Origin of the sequence: Pseudomonas izuensis (assembly GCF_009861505.1) — a bacterium.
Lineage (GTDB): Bacteria > Pseudomonadota > Gammaproteobacteria > Pseudomonadales > Pseudomonadaceae > Aquipseudomonas > Aquipseudomonas izuensis.
Genome location: NZ_WTFT01000011.1, coordinates 187,558 through 205,618 on the forward strand (window position 1 = coordinate 187,558; position 18,061 = coordinate 205,618).

At 60.4% G+C, this 18,061-nt stretch carries 16 protein-coding genes; 5 read left to right on the forward strand and 11 right to left on the reverse strand.

The genetic code is table 11. The features are described 5' to 3' along the window. Window positions 1-441: 441 nt before the first annotated feature. Both GPL81_RS11290 and GPL81_RS11295 read left to right on the forward strand, forming a co-directional pair. Window positions 442-723, forward strand: a complete 282-nt coding sequence (locus tag GPL81_RS11290; RefSeq protein WP_160106788.1) for a DUF6124 family protein — start codon at window positions 442-444, stop codon at window positions 721-723. 189 nt (window positions 724-912) lie between these two features. Further along, complete coding sequence (locus tag GPL81_RS11295; RefSeq protein ID WP_160106789.1) at window positions 913-2,259, forward strand: Fic family protein; 1,347 nt, start codon at window positions 913-915, stop codon at window positions 2,257-2,259. Between the two features lie 54 nt (window positions 2,260-2,313). Here the strand turns inward: GPL81_RS11295 and GPL81_RS11300 are convergent, their stop codons facing one another. The 3 genes from GPL81_RS11300 to plsB are packed head-to-tail and all read right to left on the reverse strand — an operon-like array spanning window position 2,314 to window position 5,973. Then, the gene (locus GPL81_RS11300) at window positions 2,314-3,003 is read right to left on the reverse strand and encodes a DUF4197 domain-containing protein (protein WP_160106790.1); all 690 of its coding nucleotides are present in this window, start codon (window positions 3,001-3,003) and stop codon (window positions 2,314-2,316) included. Window positions 3,004-3,029: 26 nt separating this feature from the next. Next, window positions 3,030-3,425 (reverse strand): YbaY family lipoprotein, encoded by a 396-nt coding sequence (locus GPL81_RS11305; RefSeq protein WP_160106791.1) that lies wholly within the window; start codon window positions 3,423-3,425, stop codon window positions 3,030-3,032. 52 nt (window positions 3,426-3,477) lie between these two features. Beyond that, window positions 3,478-5,973 (reverse strand): glycerol-3-phosphate 1-O-acyltransferase PlsB, encoded by a 2,496-nt coding sequence (gene plsB, locus GPL81_RS11310; RefSeq protein WP_160106792.1) that lies wholly within the window; start codon window positions 5,971-5,973, stop codon window positions 3,478-3,480. Between the two features lie 235 nt (window positions 5,974-6,208). Here plsB and GPL81_RS11315 point away from each other — a divergent pair, with 235 nt between their 5' ends. After that, on the forward strand, window positions 6,209-6,418 hold the full coding sequence (locus tag GPL81_RS11315) for a cold-shock protein (protein WP_096513181.1): 210 nt from the start codon (window positions 6,209-6,211) through the stop codon (window positions 6,416-6,418). Between the two features lie 135 nt (window positions 6,419-6,553). Here GPL81_RS11315 and GPL81_RS11320 read toward each other — a convergent pair whose 3' ends face one another. The 4 genes from GPL81_RS11320 to GPL81_RS11335 all read right to left on the reverse strand — a co-directional run bounded on the left by GPL81_RS11320 (window position 6,554) and on the right by GPL81_RS11335 (window position 11,766). After that, window positions 6,554-6,931 (reverse strand): hypothetical protein, encoded by a 378-nt coding sequence (locus GPL81_RS11320; protein ID WP_103394411.1) that lies wholly within the window; start codon window positions 6,929-6,931, stop codon window positions 6,554-6,556. A gap of 82 nt (window positions 6,932-7,013) precedes the next feature. Beyond that, the gene (locus GPL81_RS11325) at window positions 7,014-7,823 is read right to left on the reverse strand and encodes a putative RNA methyltransferase (protein WP_160106793.1); all 810 of its coding nucleotides are present in this window, start codon (window positions 7,821-7,823) and stop codon (window positions 7,014-7,016) included. Continuing rightward, window positions 7,823-8,974 carry a succinyl-diaminopimelate desuccinylase gene (dapE, locus tag GPL81_RS11330; protein ID WP_160106794.1) on the reverse strand — a complete coding sequence of 384 codons (1,152 nt, stop codon included), beginning with the start codon at window positions 8,972-8,974 and terminating at the stop codon, window positions 7,823-7,825. The genes GPL81_RS11325 and dapE overlap by 1 nt, the downstream gene beginning before the upstream one ends. Window positions 8,975-9,174: 200 nt before the next feature. Beyond that, window positions 9,175-11,766, reverse strand: a complete 2,592-nt coding sequence (locus GPL81_RS11335) for a glycosyltransferase (protein ID WP_160106795.1) — start codon at window positions 11,764-11,766, stop codon at window positions 9,175-9,177. A gap of 218 nt (window positions 11,767-11,984) precedes the next feature. On the opposite strand from GPL81_RS11335, the gene tcdA reads away from it, so the two are divergent. Beyond that, entirely contained in the window at window positions 11,985-12,797 is an 813-nt protein-coding gene (gene tcdA, locus GPL81_RS11340; protein WP_425502559.1) for a tRNA cyclic N6-threonylcarbamoyladenosine(37) synthase TcdA, read from the forward strand. Window positions 12,798-12,882: 85 nt separating this feature from the next. Here the strand turns inward: tcdA and GPL81_RS11345 are convergent, their stop codons facing one another. The 4 genes from GPL81_RS11345 to GPL81_RS11360 all read right to left on the reverse strand — a co-directional run bounded on the left by GPL81_RS11345 (window position 12,883) and on the right by GPL81_RS11360 (window position 16,057). After that, the gene (locus tag GPL81_RS11345; RefSeq protein ID WP_160106796.1) at window positions 12,883-13,287 is read right to left on the reverse strand and encodes a SufE family protein; all 405 of its coding nucleotides are present in this window, start codon (window positions 13,285-13,287) and stop codon (window positions 12,883-12,885) included. Beyond that, window positions 13,284-14,489, reverse strand: coding sequence for an aminotransferase class V-fold PLP-dependent enzyme (locus GPL81_RS11350; protein ID WP_160106797.1), 1,206 nt, complete (start codon window positions 14,487-14,489; stop codon window positions 13,284-13,286). The genes GPL81_RS11345 and GPL81_RS11350 overlap by 4 nt, the downstream gene beginning before the upstream one ends. A gap of 138 nt (window positions 14,490-14,627) precedes the next feature. After that, window positions 14,628-15,662, reverse strand: a complete 1,035-nt coding sequence (gene dapD, locus GPL81_RS11355; protein WP_110966643.1) for a 2,3,4,5-tetrahydropyridine-2,6-dicarboxylate N-succinyltransferase — start codon at window positions 15,660-15,662, stop codon at window positions 14,628-14,630. Window positions 15,663-15,694: 32 nt separating this feature from the next. Beyond that, window positions 15,695-16,057 (reverse strand): ArsC family reductase, encoded by a 363-nt coding sequence (locus GPL81_RS11360; RefSeq protein WP_096513173.1) that lies wholly within the window; start codon window positions 16,055-16,057, stop codon window positions 15,695-15,697. A gap of 307 nt (window positions 16,058-16,364) precedes the next feature. On the opposite strand from GPL81_RS11360, the gene GPL81_RS11365 reads away from it, so the two are divergent. Beyond that, entirely contained in the window at window positions 16,365-17,996 is a 1,632-nt protein-coding gene (locus GPL81_RS11365) for a Na+/H+ antiporter (protein ID WP_160106798.1), read from the forward strand. The last annotated feature ends 65 nt before the right edge of the window (window positions 17,997-18,061 follow it).

Here is an 18,061-nt window from a genome sequence, read left to right on the forward strand (position 1 = left end):
TGGGGCAAGAAGATCAAAAGCAAAAGCAACGCGAGGCGGCCTGACAGCCGACCTGGATTTTGCAGATCTACCCAACCCCCTGTAGGAGCTGGCTTGCCAGCGAAGGCGACCCCACAGTCAATGATGTTTATCGCTCAATCAAAACATTCAGAACCTTCCCACAAGACTTTCAGGTTGTCCCTAGGACGCACGATCTCTAGCCTTTGATCGTCGCTGCAAAAAGCAGCGACTGGGTTTCGCAGCCCGGTTAAACTTCAGGCGCACAGCGTCCACCATCCGAAAGCGGGCGCTTTTTTATGCCTGTGTCATGGCGGTTGTGCGCGGGATACCTTCGGGTATGCCGGGCGCCTGAAGTCCCGGTCTGCGAACCTGCGTACAGCTGCCACCTAATTTTCGTTTCGCAGCGATCAGTGGCAGCTCCACTACTTCAGGAGCTACACCATGATTAAACACAGCCCAAATCCCCCAGACACAAATCCAGTACAACCGACGAAAACCAACTACCGCCCCTGTCCGATTTTCGCCATCAACCCCGATGTCACCTCAGAAACACTCCTGGTCCACGCCTATGAAACCCTGGCCTCGGCCAATGTCATGGCCACCGAGTTGTCCTCCAGCTTCACCGGCCCGACATGCAATCTGATCCTCGGTATTCAGCAGATGATCGTCCTGGCACAGCTATCGGTGAACCGCGTACTCGATCAGCTCGATCCGCAGCCATAGCTCATTGAATCAAACCGACCCCCGTAGGAGCTGCCGAAGGCTGCGATCTTTTGATTCTGCTTTTCGATATCAAAAGATCGCAGCCTGCGGCAGCTCCTACAACTATTTCAGAAGCGTCCGATATTGAGACAAGGGGGGTTCGTTTGTTGTACTCAAAACTCGGTTTCACGAGTTTTTGAGACAGCGCCAATGAAAAAGCCACCCATGCTGAAGGGGAGGTCAGACCCGGTTTTTGATTTGCTGACAAAGTCGCCGCACAAGGAACGCCTCTCGGATTACCTCGCTCTACTCAAGCCCCTGGACGACCAAGGGCGCTACCTGCCATTCAATGATTTGCGCTATCGCTGGGCGCCGGGGCTGGATCCGAATCTTTGCTGGGCCTTGGTCAAGAAGGCCCGAACAGCGCAGTACTCCAGCCTGTTGCCATTGGGTGAGCCTGTGCAATGGGGCAACTTCGTACTAACGCCATTGGCGCAAAAAGCGATTTCCTCCGTGGACCGTCAAACGACGACGGCCGCGCTGGAGTACATGACCAGCCAAATCAGCGAAAGCGCGCATTTCAGCTATCTGCTCAACGATCTGATCGAAGACGAAGCCATCAGCAGCAGTCAGCTTGAAGGTGCAGCGACCACCACTCGGGTGGCCAAGGACATGCTCAAACGCCATCGACTGCCGCGTACACCGGATGAGCGGATGGTGATCGGCAATTTCAAGATGATGAATTTCGCCTGGGAAAAGCGTTACGAGCCGCTGAGTGTTGAACTGATCGCGGCACTGCATCGCGTTGGCGTATCAGGTATTGATGACGCGCAATATTCGCCGGGGAATCTGCGGGTCAACGATGAGGTGGTGGTGCAGGATGGCCAGGGCAATACGGTTCATGTGCCACCTCCCGCTTCAGGGCTCGCCTCGCGTTTGCGGGTGCTGTCGAAGTGGATCAATCAGTCTCATGACGATCCCAATCAAGGCAACTACTTACATCCTTTGATCAAGGCCATCGCCCTGCATTTTGCCTTGGGGTATGAACATCCTTTTCGTGATGGCAACGGCCGCGTCGCACGGGCGTTGTTCTACTGGTTCATGTTCAAGAATGACTTCTCGGCGTTTCGCTATATCGCCATCAGCGTCTTGCTGCGCAATGCGCCGGTGAAGTACGGGCGCTCCTATCTCAATAGCGAAGCGGATGACCTGGACCTGACGTATTTCATCGATTTCCAGTGTTCAGTGGTGCTGCGTGCTGTCAGTAGTTTTACCGAGGCATATAGGAAAAGTCTGGTGAATGCCGAGAGCTTTGATCGCTGGTTGTCTGAGTCTGGCTTTTTCGACCGGCTGACCGCAAGGCAGCGAGCGGTTTATCAGGTGGCCAAGAGTGGGGTGGCCAAGGAGTTTACGGCGGTCAATGTGAAGGAGAACCTGGGATGTTCGTACAACACGGCGTCGGCCACGTTGAATGGGTTGGTTGATCTGGAGTTGTTTGAGAAGCGCAAGCTGGGGCGTGAGTGGGTGTTTTTTCTACGACCTGGATTGGCTGCCTGAACCATTGTGGGAGCGGGCTTGCTCGCTCGCTCCTACAGGGTTTTGCGGTGAGGGTTAGAGCGTACCGAAGACTTTCTTCGCCAAGCTGGTCGCCGCCGCCGCCGGGTCCTTGCGAATGGCTTCTTCCTGTTTGCCGATCATCTCGAACAAGCCATTGAGCGCTTGCTCGGTGACGTAGTTTTCGACGTTGGCATTTTTTGCATCCACTACGCCCATGGTCGCCGCTTGCCCGGCGAACGAGTTGTACTGCTGGGCCAGGCCAACCTTGTCGGTGGCTTGCTTGACGATGGGCAGGAACTTGGCGCGGATCTGTTCGCGGCTGGTTTTGTTCAGGTATTGGGTGGCCGAATCATTGCCGCCGCTGAGGATGCCCTTGGCGTCATCGACGGTCATTTTCTTCACCGCATCCACGAGGATCGGTTGGGCCTGGACAACGGCGGTTTCCGCCGCTTTGTTCATGCTGGCTTCCAGCTCATCGACCTGATCACCCATGCCGAACTGTTTCATCTTGCTCGCGACTTTGCCCAGTTTGCCAGGCAGTTCGATTTTCACGTCCGGGTTGTTGCTGAAACCGCCCGGTGTGCCGAGTTGTTTCACGGCCAGTTGAGCACCTTGGGTCAGGGCATCCTTGAGGCCACCGGTGGCGTCTTTTTGCGACAGGTCAGCGAGGGACAGCGCCAGAGCGCTCGCGGAAATCATCAGGCCTGCACACAGGCCGGCAAAACGGAGGGTAGGGCGGAGCATGGCAACTTCCTTTTTCAAAAAGACACTTAGCGGGCCGCGTCGACGCGAACCTTCAATGGCTGTGGATCGGTGCCGTCCAGCCGCACGGCGTGATTCTCAGTGGTGATGAACAGCAGTTTGCCATCGACCTCAATGCGAGCGCTCACCGAGTAACGATGGTTGGGCTCGATCTGCAATGGGTCGTAGCTGAGGTGGAACGGCAAGGGCACCTGGCCTTTGACCGGTCCGCGTTGCTCATCGATAACCTTGGCAGGGGCATCGGCGAGTGAGATGTCTTGCAGGCTGACACTCAGGACGGCCGTGGGCGGCAGCGCAATGCGTTGCAGATAGAAGACTTCACCGTTGAGGGTTGCCTTGGGCGCAGGTGGGTGCTGGCAAGCTGTCAGCAGCACGGCGACCGCGATCAGGGACAGTTTTTTCATCGGACTATCTCCATGTCTGGGGGCGCCAGAACCGCCTGGCGCCCTGATCAATCTAGACGGTTTGAGCGGGTTGATCGGCCGCATCTTCAACGCGATGCAACGCCACCTGCCGGATCGACAAGCGGATTTCCGCCGGCAACACCCGTTTGGCCGCGCCTTCGGCCAGTTCGCCGAGCAGTTCGTGATAGCCCAGCTTGCCGGCCTCGTCGCGCTTGAGAACATCAAGATCGAGCATCGTCTGGATGAAGTGGCGGAACAGGCTCTTGTCGAAGAACTCCGGGGCGTTCAGGCCGTGCAGGATCGACAGGCGCTGGGCCATGACCGTGCACAGGTCTTCCAGCTCTTCGGCGCTGATGCTGTTCTGGCCGCTGTTGAGCAGCAGGGAAACGGTCATGTAGAAGCGCTGCAAGGTCTGGGCGATGCTTTTCGACAGCAGCGTCAGCAGCACGAAGTGCCGCGAGCTTGGGGCCGGGCGCAGGTACACGTCGTTCTCGAAGCGCAGCAGGCCTTGTTCGACGAACGCTTCCAGCCATTGATCGATCACCGCGTCCAGCTCGTCCAGCGACCAGCGTATGAACAGCTCCGCTTGCAGGTACGGGTACAGCGCACGGGTGTAACGCAGGATCTGTTCGCGGTTCATGCGTGACGCGCTCTGGAAGAAACTCGCCAGCAGCGCCGGCAAGGCGAAGATGTGCAGCACATTGTTGCGGTAGTAGGTCATCAGGACGGCGTTCTGCTCGTCCAGATACAGAATCTTGCCCAGGGCATCGCTCTGCTCGGAGAGCAGGTCCATGTCCTTCACATGCTCGATCAGCGCTCGACCGTCACCGTCCGGCAACGTGGTGTGCGGTGAGTACGGGACCTTGCGCAACAGCGCCAGGTACAGATCGAGGACCCGTGCCATGGCGCGATCGTCCAGGGCCAGACGGCTGGTGGACAGCAGCGCTAACGCCACCAGGTTGACCGGGTTGATCGCGGCCGCTTCATTCAGATGCTGCGCGACTTTATCCCCGAGGCGATTGGTGGTTTCGTTGAGCCAAGCGGGCTTGAACTGCGGGCCGAACTCCTGTTTGCGCCAGTCTGGCTGTTCGCTGTCGAGGAACTCGGCCAGTTTGATCGGCTCGCCGAAGTTCACCGCCACCTGGCCGAAACGCTGCTTGAGCGCGCCGATGACTTTGAAGATGTCGAAGATCGATTCTTTCTTCTTGCTCGCCCCGCGCAATTCGCCAAGGTAAGTGCGGCCTTCCAGTACGCGCTCATAACCGATGTACACCGGCACGAACACGATGGGCACGCGCGAGGAGCGCAGGAAGCTGCGCAGGGTGATCGCCAGCATCCCGGTTTTCGGTTGCAGCATGCGCCCGGTGCGCGAACGGCCACCCTCGACGAAGTACTCCACCGGGAAGCCCTTGGTGAACAGCGTGTGCAGGTATTCGTTGAACACCGAGGTGTACAGCGGGTTGCCCTTGAACGTGCGACGCATGAAAAACGCGCCACCACGACGCAGCAGACCGCCGATGCCTGGCATGTTCAGGTTGATCCCGGCGGCGATGTGCGGCGGGGTCAGGCCGTTGCGGAACAGCAGGTAGGACAGCAGCAGGTAGTCGATGTGGCTGCGGTGGCAGGGTACGTAGATGACTTCGTAACCCGGGGCGACCTTCTGCACGCCTTCGATGTTGTTGACCTTGATGCCGTCGTAGATCTTGTTCCAGAACCAGCTCAGCACCACTTCCATAAAGCGGATCGCCGTGTAGGTGTAATCCGAGGCGATCTCGTTGCCGTAGCGCAAGGCCTGGGTCTTGGCTTTCTCCGGGGAAATGTGTTCGCGCTCGGCCTCGTCGAGGATCGCTTGTTTGACCAGCGGCTGGTTGACCAGGCCCTTGACCAGATTGCGCCGGTGGGAAATGTCCGGGCCGATCACGGCGGCTTTCAGGTTGCGGAAATGTACCCGCAGGATGCGCTGGGCCATGCGCACCGTGCGTTCGTGGCCCTTGTTGTGCTCGATCAGCTCGCGCAGGTGAATCGGTGCGGAGAACTGCACGCGGGTCTTGCGTCCCAGCACGATGATGCTGAGTAGCCGGCGCAGTCGCCCGGTGACCGCCCAACTGTCGGCAAACAGCAATTTCCACGGGCTCGACTCGCTGTCCGGCGACTGACCCCAGAACACGCTGACCGGGATGATCTGCGCATCTTCGGCGGCATTCTGGCTCAGGGCGCTGACCAGGCGGGTCAGGGTCGGCGGTGCACCGCGCTTGTCCTGGCGACCGAGCCAGTCCGGGTCCGGTGTCAGGTAGAAGAACGCCGCCGGTTCCAGCAGGTTACCCACCGATACCGGCAGCACCGGGCGCGGCAGGCCGGCCTTGCTGCATTCGGTGTCGACCACGGCGAGGTCGGTCAGCGAAGGGTTTTGCAGGACGTAGAACACCGGGCGACTGCGGTCGAGGTTGAGGGTGAACGACGACTGGTTGATCGTTTCCGAGCGAACCCAGAGGTACAACAGTCGGCGCAGGGTGCCAAACACAAGACGGCGGAGCGGGGAACGGGTCATACGGCATCTGCTTGAGTGAATAAAACCGAGCGTTTGCTCGGGAGCTGGATAGTGTGCCGGATTCGCCGAAAATCGGCAAAAAAGCGGCAATCAAAGTGCTATTGAGAGATTAAATGTCTGACATATACTCGGCGCTCTGTCGCCGTAGCCCTTTATGGGACGGCATGTGCAGGCTGACGTTCCCGAGGCTTTCCTGCGAAAAGCCCGATCAATAATAAAAAAGGAGTATGAACAGATGGCAACACGTGAAACCGGCAACGTGAAGTGGTTCAACGACGCCAAGGGCTACGGCTTCATTCAGCGCGAAGATGGGGTGGATGTGTTCGTGCACTACCGCGCGATTCGCGGTGAAGGCCACCGCTCGCTGACCGAAGGCCAACAGGTCGAGTACGGGGTGGTGGAAGGGCAGAAGGGCTTGCAGGCTGAGGATGTTGTAGGGCTTTAAACCAGCCTACAAATCATACAAAACCCTGTGGGAGCAAGGCTTGCCCGCGATGGCAGTGTGTCAGTAAACATTATGTCGATTGACACACCGCCATCGCGGGCAAGCCTTGCTCCCACAGGATTGCGGTGCCGTGGGTTAAGCCGTTTTCCAGGTGATCTCTTCTTCACCGTCGGCGCTGATGCGAATCCAGCGATCCGCCGTCTCCTCACCTTCTTCTTCGACCCAACTGCCCGGCGCGCAACGCACTTCGACGTTCAGCGCGGCAAACGCGGCGCGGGCGCAGGCGATGTCGTCATCCCATGGGGTCTGGTCGCTTTCCAGGTACAGGCTGTTCCATTTGCCCACGGCTTTGGGCAACCAGGTCACCGGCACATTGCCGGCCTTGCACTTGTAGGTCTGGCCTTTCTGGACCCAGTCGGTGCATGGGCCCAATGCCGCACCGAGCCAGGCGGAAACCGCCTTATGGTCGACGTCGGCGTCTTTCAGGTAAATCTCGATATCGGGTTGGCGCATGGATGTCCTCACTGCGTGTCTGAAAAATCCATTCGCGGATTTAGCCGGTCTTGAGCCGTTGCTCAAAAAACCAAATTAGTCGTTATTGAAGTACGAAATAATCGTAGCGCATCGAGACCGTGACCTCGAACGGCTCCGCCTGCTCGATGACCGCCGTCCGGCGCTCGGCACTGGCGCGCCAACCGTGAGGCGTCATGGCCAGCAGATTCGCCCGATCCTGACCGCTGGCAAGCGTCAGTTTGTATTCCAGGGTTTCACTGTGCGCCAGCGCCATGCCTTCCGGCACCAGGGCCAGATGCTTGTCGTCGGTGTATTCACGGACTTCGTCGTACAACCGCTCGCGCAATTCCATCAGATGGCCGCTGGTCGGGCCGACTTTCATCAGGCCGCCACCGGGGCTGAGCAGGCGTTTGGCCTCCTGCCAGTCCAACGGGCTGAAGACACTGGCCAGGAACTGGCAACTGCCCGATGCCAATGGCACCCGCGCCATGCTGGCGATCAACCAGGTCAGTCGCGGATTGCGTTTGCAGGCGCGTTTGACCGCTTCCCGGGAAATATCCAGCGCATAGCCATCGGCGTCCGGCAGTGCCTCGGCGATTTGCGCGGTGTAGTAACCCTCGCCACAACCGATGTCGACCCAACGCGCCGGCGCATAACCAGCCGCCAGCTCTGCCAGGCGTCTGGCCACCGGCGCATAGTGCCCGGCGTTGAGGAAGTCGCGACGGGCTTCGACCATCGCCTGGTTATCCCCAGGGTCACGGCTGTTCTTGTGCTGCACCGGCAACAGGTTCAGGTAACCCTGGCGCGCACGGTCGAAGCGGTGCCCGGCGGGGCAGGCCACGCCGTTGTCCACCGCATTGAGCGGTTCGCTGCAGATCGGGCAAGCGAGCATCAGGCGAGCAACTTGACGAGGGTCTGGTAGTAGATCTCGGTCAGTACATCGAGGTCGGCCGCCAGTACACGCTCGTTGACCTGGTGGATGGTCGCGTTGACCGGCCCCAACTCGACCACTTGTGTGCCCATGGTCGCGATGAAGCGCCCATCGGAGGTACCACCACTGGTGGAAGCCTTGGTTTCGCGACCGGTGATGTCCTTGATGCTCGACGACACCGCATCGAGCAACGCGCCAGGTTCGGTGAGGAACGGCAGGCCCGACAATGCCCAATCGATGTGCCAGTCCAGGCCATGCTTGTCGAGGATGTCGGCGACGCGCTTCTGCAGGCCTTCGACGGTGGATTCGGTGGAGAAGCGGAAGTTGAACACCGCCACCAGGTCACCCGGAATCACGTTGGTCGCGCCGGTGCCGGAGTTGACATTGGAGATCTGGAAGCTGGTTGGCGGGAAGAAATCGTTGCCGTGATCCCAGTGTTCGGCGGCCAGTTCGGCCAGGGCCGGGGCGGCGAGGTGGATCGGGTTCTTCGCCAGGTGCGGGTAGGCGACGTGACCCTGCACGCCGCGTACGGTCAGCTTGGCACCGAGGGAACCGCGACGGCCATTCTTGACCACATCACCCACCAGGGTGGTGCTCGACGGTTCGCCGACGATGCACCAGTCCAGGCGCTCCTTGCGCGCCACCAGACGTTCGATCACCGCCTTGGTGCCGTGGTGCGCCGGGCCTTCTTCGTCGCTGGTGATCAGGAAGGCAACCTTGCCCTTGTGATCCGGGTAGTCGGCGACGAAGCGCTCGGCCGCCACGGTCATGGACGCGAGGCTGCCTTTCATGTCTGCCGCGCCACGGCCGCAGAGCATGCCGTGTTCGTCGATCACCGCGTTGAACGGGTCGATCTGCCAGGCGGTCACCGGGCCAGTCGGCACCACGTCGGTGTGACCGGCGAAGCACAGCACCGGGCCGTCGTGTTTGCCGTGGGTGGCCCAGAAGTTATCCACATCTTCGATGCGCATCGGTTCCAGCATGAAACCGGCATCGCCCAGGCGCTGCATCATCTGCTTCTGGCAATCGGCGTCGACCGGGGTCACGGACGGACGGCGGATCAGGTCGATGGCGAGTTGGAGGGTCGGCGAAAGGTCGGCGTGGGCCGTCATGGAAAAAACTCCGGATGATCTTCTATGTGGGAGCAACGCTTGCTCGCGATGAACGATGATGGGGTATTTCTATTACACCGAGTCGACTCAATCGCGAGCAAGCATTGCTCCCACAGGGAATAGGGCAGGGCCTGCAAAATGGCGGTTATCTTAAAGCAAAACGGCGACCATTGGCCGCCGTTTAGTGCATCGGTGAAGATTTAGACCGCTGGTGCCGTTTCGGTCTCGGCGGTCGGTTTCGGCAGGGACGACAGGAACGCCATGATCAGCGCCGCCAGGTACGGCAGCGACTGCACCAGCAACATGGTCACCCAGAAGCGCATGTCATTGCTCGGCATGCCGTTGACCAGGAAGATCCCCAGCGCCGCGCCCCACAGCAACAGCATGATGAACACCTCTTCCCGTGCTTCCGAAATCGCTACCCAGAAGCCGTGGTTATCGGCGTTCTTCGGCGTGCGGAAGAACGGAATGCTGCTGGTGAAGAAACCGTACAGCACCGCTTTGGCGATGGTGTGCGACAACGCCAGGCCGGCCAGCGCCGCGCAGAACGCATCCTTGAGGTTCACGCCCACGGCGCGGCGGTAAAGGAAGATGATCTTGCCGACCTTGAACACGAACAACGCCAGTGGCGGGATCGCGAAAATCAGCAGCGGCGGATCAACCCGTTGCGGCACGATGATCATCGCCGCCGACCACAACAGCGCACCGACGGTGAAGAAGATGTTCATGCCGTCCGCCACCCACGGCAACCAGCCCGCGAGGAAGTGGTAGCGCTGGCCGCGGGTCAGCTCGGTGTCCTTGCCGCGCAGCAGGCTGCGGGTGTGACGCTTGATGATCTGAATCGCGCCATAGGCCCAGCGGAAGCGCTGTTTCTTGAAGTCGATGAAGGTATCGGGCATCAGGCCCTTGCCGTAACTGTCGTGGTAATACGCCGCCGACAGACCTTTTTCGAACACCCGCAGGCCCAGCTCGGCGTCTTCGCAGATGCACCAGTCGGCCCAGCCCAGTTCTTCGAGCACCGAGCGACGGGTCATGGTCATGGTGCCGTGCTGGATGATCGCGTCGCGGTCGTTGCGGGTGACCATGCCGATATGGAAGAAGCCTTTGTATTCCGCGTAGCAGAGCTTCTTGAAGGTGCTTTCGTTCTGGTCGCGATAGTCCTGCGGCGACTGCACCACGGCGATTTTCGGATCGGCGAAGTGCGGCACCATGTGCTTGAGCCAGTTGGGGTGCACGCAGTAATCGGAGTCGATCACCGCAATCACTTCGGCATCCTTGGCGGTGTGCGGAATCAGGTAGTTCAGCGCGCCGCCCTTGAAACCGGCCAATGGCGCGACGTGGAAGAACTTGAAGCGCGGGCCGAGGGTTTCGCAGTAATCGCGCACCGGCTCCCAGACCGCCGGGTCCTTGGTATTGTTATCGATGATCAGGACTTCGAAGTCCGGATAGTCGAGATTGGCCAGGGCGTCGAGGGTCTGTTTGACCATCTCCGGCGGCTCGTTGTAGCACGGCACATGGATCGAGACTTTCGGGCGGTAGTTCGAATCGCCGACCACCGGCAGGAATTCCCGGCGCCGTTTGTGAATCCACACCGCTTCGGCCAGTTCGTGTGCTTCGGCCAGCAATACGATAAACACCCCGAGCGCGCCGAGGGCGAGCAGGATGCCCACCGTCAGGCTGAACCAGGTGCTGTATTGCAGGCTGTAGTCATAACCGATCCACACCAGCACCGAACCGCAAAGGAACGCGATGAAGGTCAGGAAGGTACGACCACGCTGGCGCAGGGCCGAGCCGTCGATCATCAACAGGGTCAGCGACAACAGCGCCAGTACCACTGAACCGACCGCCAGCACCTTCCATTGCGGGATGGCAACGACCGGGCCTTCGAAGTTGAATTTCTGCTGGCGCGCGGCGTTGAACACGCCCCAATAAGCGCCTACGGAGCCTTCGTCACTGGCTTTCCAAGGCTGGTCGAAGGCTTCAATCACGAAGTAGTTGAAGCCCTGGCGGTTGAGCTTGTTGACCAGTGTGCGCAGGTAAATCGCCTGGTCCGCCGGCGATGCATCGGCACCACCGCGCATGCGACCGTTACTCGGCCAGCCGACTTCGGACAGCAGCAGCGGTTTTTTCGGGAACATCTTCTTCAGGTCGCGGGCGCGGTCCAGAACGAACTGCTGGGCCTTGTCCACCGGGATGAATTCCCAGTAGGGCAGGATGTGCGCGGCAATCAGATCGACGTGCTTGGCCAGCTCAGGGTGCTCTTCCCAAACGTGCCATTGCTCGGACGTAGTCACTGGCACCTTCACGGCGGCGCGGACACGATCAAGCAGTACGCTGAGCTCCTGGGCGGTGATTTCCTTACGGAATAGCGCTTCGTTACCGACAACAACCCGAACCACGCTGCGCGAGGAGTTGGCGATTTCGATGGCGCGTTTGATCTCCCGTTCGTTGCGTTCCTGATCCGGACTGATCCAGATCCCCAGCGTCACCCGCAAACCGAACTCTTCTGCCAGTTTCGGGATGTTCTCCAGCGTGCCATCAACCGAGTAGATACGGATGTTGTCCGTCAGCTTGCTCATGATCTCGAGGTCACGACGCATCTCTTCGTCGGTCGGGTACTGTTCTTTCTGTGGGAATTGACCTTGCTGGAACGGCGAATACGAGAATCCGGAGATCTGTTCAGGCCAGTTGGGAGCGGTGACCGGGCGATTGATCAGCGCCCAGAAGCCGGTAAACAAGGCGGCGATGGCGAGCACCACCACCAGGTTGAGTCCAAATTTACGCGATGACATGGTTATTTCGGGTTCCAAAGGCTGTGGAACGAGGGACGATCGGCTCGCGCCAAAAGGGCGCGCATCCTACACCGGGCCTTCCCTGACCGTACAGCAGACAGGGAAATGCCGGACATTGGGCAATCGACTTTCACATAAGTTCTTACACTTGTAGCTTGAAACCTAAAACTTCTAGCCAGGTAGCCCTATAATGCGCGCCGGTTTTTGAGGTGTTGGTCATGAGTACAGAAGATCCGCGGTTTGCTGGCATCGCCCGCTTGTATGGCATCGAAGGGCTCGAGCGCCTGCGTGCGGCGCATGTGGCGATCGTTGGCGTGGGGGGCGTCGGTTCCTGGGCGGCGGAAGCCATGGCCCGTTGCGGTGTGGGCGAGATTTCGCTGTTCGACCTGGACGATGTCTGTGTCAGCAACGCCAACCGTCAGTTGCACGCGCTAGACAGCACCGTCGGCAAGCCCAAGGTCGAGGTGATGGCCGAACGCCTGCGCGGGATCAACCCGGACTGCACGGTGCACGCTGTCCCGGATTTCGTCACCCGCGAGACCATGGCCGAGTACATCACCCCGAACATCGACTGCGTGATCGACTGCATCGACAGCGTCAACGCCAAAGCGGCGCTGATCGCCTGGTGCAAGCGCCGCAAGATCCAGATCATCACCACCGGCGGCGCGGGCGGGCAGATCGACCCGACGCTGATCCAGGTCTGCGACCTGAACCGCACCTTCAATGACCCGTTGGCGTCCAAAGTGCGTTCCACGCTGCGCCGCGACTACGGCTTCTCTCGTACCGTAACCCGCCACTACAGCGTGCCGTGCGTGTTCTCCACCGAACAGCTGCGCTATCCGAAACCGGACGGCAGCATTTGTTTGCAGAAGAGTTTTGTCGGCGATGGCGTGAAGCTCGACTGCGCTGGCGGGTTTGGCGCGGTGATGATGGTGACGGCGACGTTCGGCATGGTCGCGGCGACCAAGGCGGTGGACAAGATTGTGGCTGGGGTGCGGCGGCCGGCGGATCGCATCAAACCTCAGGCTTGAAACACAATCTCTGTAGGAGCTGGCTTGCCAGCGATAGCGGCCTTCCTGATGCACCGCGGCGCCTGGATCGCCAGCAAGCCGGCTCCTACAGGGCCAGTTCGCGCATGCGTTGCAGTACCGCGTTGAGGCCATTGCTACGCGACTGGGATAACTGGCGACCCAGCCCCAACTGATTGAACCAGTCCGCCAGGTCCACCTGCTGCAACTCCGCCACGGACAACCCGTTGACCCGCGCCAGCAGCAACGCCACCAGCCCGCGAATCAACCGCGCGTCGCTGTTGGCCTTGAATCGCCAGTGCCCATCCTGCAATTCGCCCACCAGCCACACCTGGCTTTCACAACCGTGCACCCGGTTGGCATCGCACATATCCACATCGCTCAACGCGGGCAGGCGTTCGCCCCACTGCATCAGCAGGCGTGCCCGTTGCTCCCAGCCAGGTGCATTCTGAAAGGCTTCCAGCGCTGTCACGGCCTCGGCAGGCAAGTTCATCGCAGTAACTCCAGCGCCTGGTCCAGCGCTTCAAAGAACCGTTCCAGATCTTCGGAATCGTTGTACAGCGCCAGCGAAACCCGAATCGCCCCGGCCAGTTCATAGCTTTTGAGCAACGGCATGGCGCAGTGATGGCCGGCGCGCACCGCGATCCCTTGTTCGGTCAGCAAATGCGCCAGGTCCGAGTTATGCACACCTTCGACGGTAAAACTGGCCAGCGCCACTTGCGGCTTGCCCAGCAGCCGGATGCCGTTGCGCGATTCAAGCCCCTTGAGCAGGTAGTCATGCAACGCCGCCTCATGGGCAGACACGGCGTCCTGATCGAGTCCGGCGAGATAATCCAGGGTTGCCCCCAGGCCTATCACACTGGCGATCGGCGGCGTACCCGCCTCGAACCCCAGCGGTGCCGGGCGAAAGCGGGCGTCGTGGTAGTTGGCATCCAGCACCATCTCGCCACCGAACTGCCAGGGGCGCAACTGTTGCAGCGCTTCATTGCGCCCGAATAGCACGCCCAGGCCATCGGGGCCGTAGAGTTTGTGGCTGGAAAACACATAGAAGTCGCAACCCAGTGCCTGCACGTCGTGGCGGCCATGGACCACACCCTGGGCGCCGTCGATGACTGTCAGTGCGTCGTGCGCCTTGGCCATCGCCAGCAGTGCAGGCAGTGGTTGCCAGGCGCCGATCACGTTGGACAACTGGCTGACCGCCAGCAGGCGGGTGCGTGAGCCAATCAATTGGGTGGCGGCTTCAAGGTCGATCACGCCATCGGCATCCAATGGCAGGATCACCAGTTTCAGTTCACGGCGATGCGCCAGTTGCTGCCACGGCAGCAGATTGGCGTGGTGTTCCAGGGCGCTGATGACAACTTCATCGCCCGGTTGGAATAGGTGCTCCAGGCCGTAGGCCAGGAGGTTCAGCGCAGACGTCGCGCCGTGGGTGAAGATAATCTGCCCGCTGTCACCGGCATTGAGCCATTGCGCGGCTTTGCGGCGGCTGTCCTCGAACGCCTGGGTGGCGTGGGCGCCGGGCAGGTGTTGCGCCCGGTGCACGTTGGCCGCGCCGTTGGCGTAGTAATGCGCCAGGGCATCGAGCAGGGCTTGAGGTTTTTGCGTGGTGGCGGCGTTGTCCAGATAGGTCTGGTCTTGCCGTTGCAGGGCGGCGATGGCCGGGAAATCGGTGCGCCAGGGAGAGGGAATCATCATGTTTAAGGGCCCTGGTGAACATGGGCGGGTGTACACAGCACTTCTGTGGGAGCAAAGCTTGCTCGCGATGGGGCCCATGAGGCCGCCAAAAGCATCGCGGGTAAGCCATGCTCCCACAGAATGTCTATGACGCTCTGCTTAGTTGTGAGCGTGCAGCGCTTCGTTCAGTTCGATGGCCGATTTGTGGGTTTTGCATTCCACGGCACCGGTCTCCGAATTGCGGCGGAACAGCAGGTCGGTCTGGCCGGCCAGCTCACGAGCCTTCACGACTTTGACCAGTTGGTTTTTCTCGTCCAGCAACGCCACTTTGGTACCGGCGGTGACGTACAAGCCCGACTCAACGGTGTTGCGGTCGCCCAACGGGATACCGATACCGGCGTTGGCGCCGATCAGGCAGCCTTCGCCAACCTTGATCACGATGTTGCCGCCACCCGACAGGGTGCCCATGGTCGAGCAACCGCCGCCCAGGTCCGAACCCTTGCCGACGAATACGCCTGCGGATACGCGGCCTTCGATCATGCCCGGGCCTTCGGTACCGGCGTTGAAGTTGATGAAACCTTCGTGCATCACGGTGGTACCTTCGCCCACGTAGGCGCCCAGGCGCAAACGTGCCGCATCAGCGATACGCACGCCGGCCGGAACCACGTAGTCGGTCATTTTCGGGAACTTGTCCACCGAGAATACTTCCAGCAGCTCGCCGCGCAGGCGGGCTTCGAGTTGATGCTCGGCCAGTTCGGACAGATCGATGGCCCCCTGGCTGGTCCAGGCCACGTTCGGCAGCAACGGGAAGATGCCGGCCAGGTTCAGGCCGTGCGGTTTGACCAGGCGATGGGACAGCAGGTGCAGCTTGAGGTAAGCCTCAGGGGTCGACGACAGCTGGGCATCTTCGGCCAGCAGTGTGGCGACCAGCGGCTTGTGGCTTTCGGCCAGGCGGGTCAACAGGGCAGCCTGGGCTGCATCGACGCCCTTGACCGCTTCAGCCAGTTGCGAGGCTTGAGCGGTGGTGAAGGCGATAGCCTGGTTGCCTTCGCTGTAGCCCAGAATCGGTGCGATGGCCGCGACCAGTTCGGCGGACGGGTTGAGCAATGGCTGCGCGTAGAACACTTCCAGCCATGCGCCTTGACGGTTTTGAGTGCCGACACCGAAGGCCAGGCTGAACAGGGTAGTGGACATGTTGATACCTCTAAAAAATTGAAACGGGCCGCTTACTTCAGAGCTGCCGCGTAGCTATCAGGCTTGAAGCCAATCAGGGTTCGGTCACCGAGATCGAGCACCGGGCGCTTGATCATCGAAGGTTGGGCGAGCATCAATTCGATGGCTTTCGACTGGTCGAGATCGGCTTTGCGTTCGTCGTCGAGCTTGCGAAAGGTCGTGCCTGCACGGTTCAACACTACTTCCCAACCGTGCTCATTGCACCACTGGGTCAGGTGTTCACGGTCGATACCGACCGCTTTGTAATCATGAAAGTCATAGCTGACAGCGTGTTCATCGAGCCAGGTGCGCGCCTTTTTCATGGTGTCGCAGGCTTTGATGCCGAAAAGGTGCAACGTTTTGCTTGAAACGGTCAAGGAATCGCCCCCTTTACAGGTGCTGGAGAAAAAAGGTGTCGGATTATGCCATGACCGGACGGTTTCGCGGCGGCTGTGGTCGGGTTTGTATCTATGCCATGGCATAAAACCTGTGCCTGTCCCTGTGGGAGCGAGCCTGCTCGCGAAAGCGGTGTGTCAGCCAACAAAGATGCTGAATGTCAGTCCGCCTTCGCGAGCAGGCTCGCTCCCACAGGGGGTTGAGTGCGACATAGGTGCAAGGGCCATCATCAGTCTAAGCGGCTAATATGGCACTTCAACGCTGTCGATTGTCCGGGAACGCCGCTTTATGCAAACCGCTTACACCGTCCTGATCATGCTCATGCTGGTCGGCATTTCGCGCCTGATCGGACGGGTGATCCCGCTGCCTCTACCCTTGGTGCAAATCGCCGCGGGTGCCTTGCTCGCCTGGCCGACACTCGGTCTGCATGTGGCCCTCGATCCCGAGTTGTTTCTGTTTCTGTTCCTGCCGCCGCTGTTGTTTTCCGATGGCTGGCGCATGCCAAAACGGGAATTCTGGCGCTTGCGCGGGCCGATCCTGACGCTGGCGGTGGGGTTGGTGCTGTTCACCGTGGTTGGCGCCGGGTATTTCATTCACTGGTTATTGCCAGGTATCCCGCTGCCGGTGGCGTTTGCCCTGGCAGCGGTGTTGTCACCCACGGACGCCGTGGCGGTTTCGGCGATCTCCCAGAACCGTCTGCCCACCCCGCTGATGCACATGCTGCAGGGCGAGGCGTTGATGAACGATGCCTCGGGCCTGGTGACGTTCAAGTTTGCCCTGGTGGCGGCAGTGACCGGTGTGTTTTCGTTGGCCAACGCCAGTGTCACCTTCGTGTGGGTGGCGGTCGGCGGCCTGGCCACCGGTGTGGCGTTGAGCTGGCTGGTCGGTCGGCTGCGGGCGTGGATGATTGCCCGGGGTTGGGATGATCCGGCCACGCACGTGGTGTTCATGCTGTTACTGCCGTTTGCCGCTTACGTGCTGGCCGAACGGGTGGGGGTGTCGGGCATTCTGTCGGCGGTGGCGGCGGGGATGATGCAGAGCTGGCTTGATCTGCTGCCGCGTCAGACCAACACCCGCCTGCTCAATCGCAGCGTCTGGTCATTGCTGGAGTTCGCCTTCAATGGCCTGATCTTCCTGCTGTTGGGCCTGCAATTGCCCGACATCATCAAGGCCGTGGCCAGTCATGAACCTTCGTTGTGGCCGACCCTGCTTTATCGCTGCCTCGAAGTGGTGGCGATTTTTCTGGTGTTGCTGGTCTTGCGGTTTGTCTGGGTGCAAAGCACCTGGCGCCTGTCCATTGTATTGCGGCGCTGGCGCGGGAGGGATGAGATCACCCAGGTGCCGAACGCGCGTTCCTGTTGGCTGCTGACCGTTGGAGGCGTACGAGGCGCGGTCACCCTGGCGGGTGTGATGTCGGTGCCGATGCTCATGGGGGATAGCGCATTTCCCGAGCGCGACCTGCTGATCTTCATCGCCGCTGGGGTGATTCTGCTGTCGTTGATTGCCGCGTGCATTGCCTTGCCGTTGCTGCTGCGCGGCATCGAGAGAAGTCCGGACGACAAGCGTCGAAATGAAGTGCGCGATGCCTGGCGCAAGACTGCCAAAGCGGCCATCCATGCGCTGGAAACCGAAGAGGTCAATCCACAGGACGCCGCTCAGGCGGCGCTGGCGGTCGAACTCAAGGCGCGGATCATGTCCGAGTATCGGCATCAACTGGAGGTGTTCAACGACTCCGCCGAAGCCCAGGCCCTGGCGTTTCAGATGGATCTGCTGGAGCGGCGGTTGCGCTTGAAGGCACTACGGGCGCAGCGCCTGGAGTTGTACGCCCTCAGCCGTCAGCACCAGGTGGGCGATGACGTGTTGCGTGAGGTGTTGGGGGAGTTGGATTTGAGCGAGGCCAATCTTGGTCAGGTGAAATAACTCTCCTAACGCAGGAACCTGTGGGAGCAAGGCTTGCCCGCGATGGCGATCTCGAGGACGTCATC

Bases quoted from the DNA above. Each gene is read 5' to 3' on its own strand.
- GPL81_RS11335 (WP_160106795.1), bottom strand. From the start codon at position 11,766: ATGTCATCGCGTAAATTTGGACTCAACCTGGTGGTGGTGCTCGCCATC.
- GPL81_RS11315 (WP_096513181.1), top strand. From the start codon at position 6,209: ATGGCAACACGTGAAACCGGCAACGTGAAGTGGTTCAACGACGCCAAG.
- GPL81_RS11295 (WP_160106789.1), top strand. From the start codon at position 913: ATGAAAAAGCCACCCATGCTGAAGGGGAGGTCAGACCCGGTTTTTGAT.
- GPL81_RS11305 (WP_160106791.1), bottom strand. From the start codon at position 3,425: ATGAAAAAACTGTCCCTGATCGCGGTCGCCGTGCTGCTGACAGCTTGC.
- dapD (WP_110966643.1), bottom strand. From the start codon at position 15,662: ATGTCCACTACCCTGTTCAGCCTGGCCTTCGGTGTCGGCACTCAAAAC.
- dapE (WP_160106794.1), bottom strand. From the start codon at position 8,974: ATGACGGCCCACGCCGACCTTTCGCCGACCCTCCAACTCGCCATCGAC.
- GPL81_RS11325 (WP_160106793.1), bottom strand. From the start codon at position 7,823: ATGCTCGCTTGCCCGATCTGCAGCGAACCGCTCAATGCGGTGGACAAC.
- plsB (WP_160106792.1), bottom strand. From the start codon at position 5,973: ATGACCCGTTCCCCGCTCCGCCGTCTTGTGTTTGGCACCCTGCGCCGA.
- GPL81_RS11365 (WP_160106798.1), top strand. From the start codon at position 16,365: ATGCAAACCGCTTACACCGTCCTGATCATGCTCATGCTGGTCGGCATT.
- GPL81_RS11345 (WP_160106796.1), bottom strand. From the start codon at position 13,287: ATGAACTTGCCTGCCGAGGCCGTGACAGCGCTGGAAGCCTTTCAGAAT.
- GPL81_RS11350 (WP_160106797.1), bottom strand. From the start codon at position 14,489: ATGATGATTCCCTCTCCCTGGCGCACCGATTTCCCGGCCATCGCCGCC.
- GPL81_RS11320 (WP_103394411.1), bottom strand. From the start codon at position 6,931: ATGCGCCAACCCGATATCGAGATTTACCTGAAAGACGCCGACGTCGAC.
- tcdA (WP_425502559.1), top strand. From the start codon at position 11,985: ATGAGTACAGAAGATCCGCGGTTTGCTGGCATCGCCCGCTTGTATGGC.
- GPL81_RS11300 (WP_160106790.1), bottom strand. From the start codon at position 3,003: ATGCTCCGCCCTACCCTCCGTTTTGCCGGCCTGTGTGCAGGCCTGATG.
- GPL81_RS11290 (WP_160106788.1), top strand. From the start codon at position 442: ATGATTAAACACAGCCCAAATCCCCCAGACACAAATCCAGTACAACCG.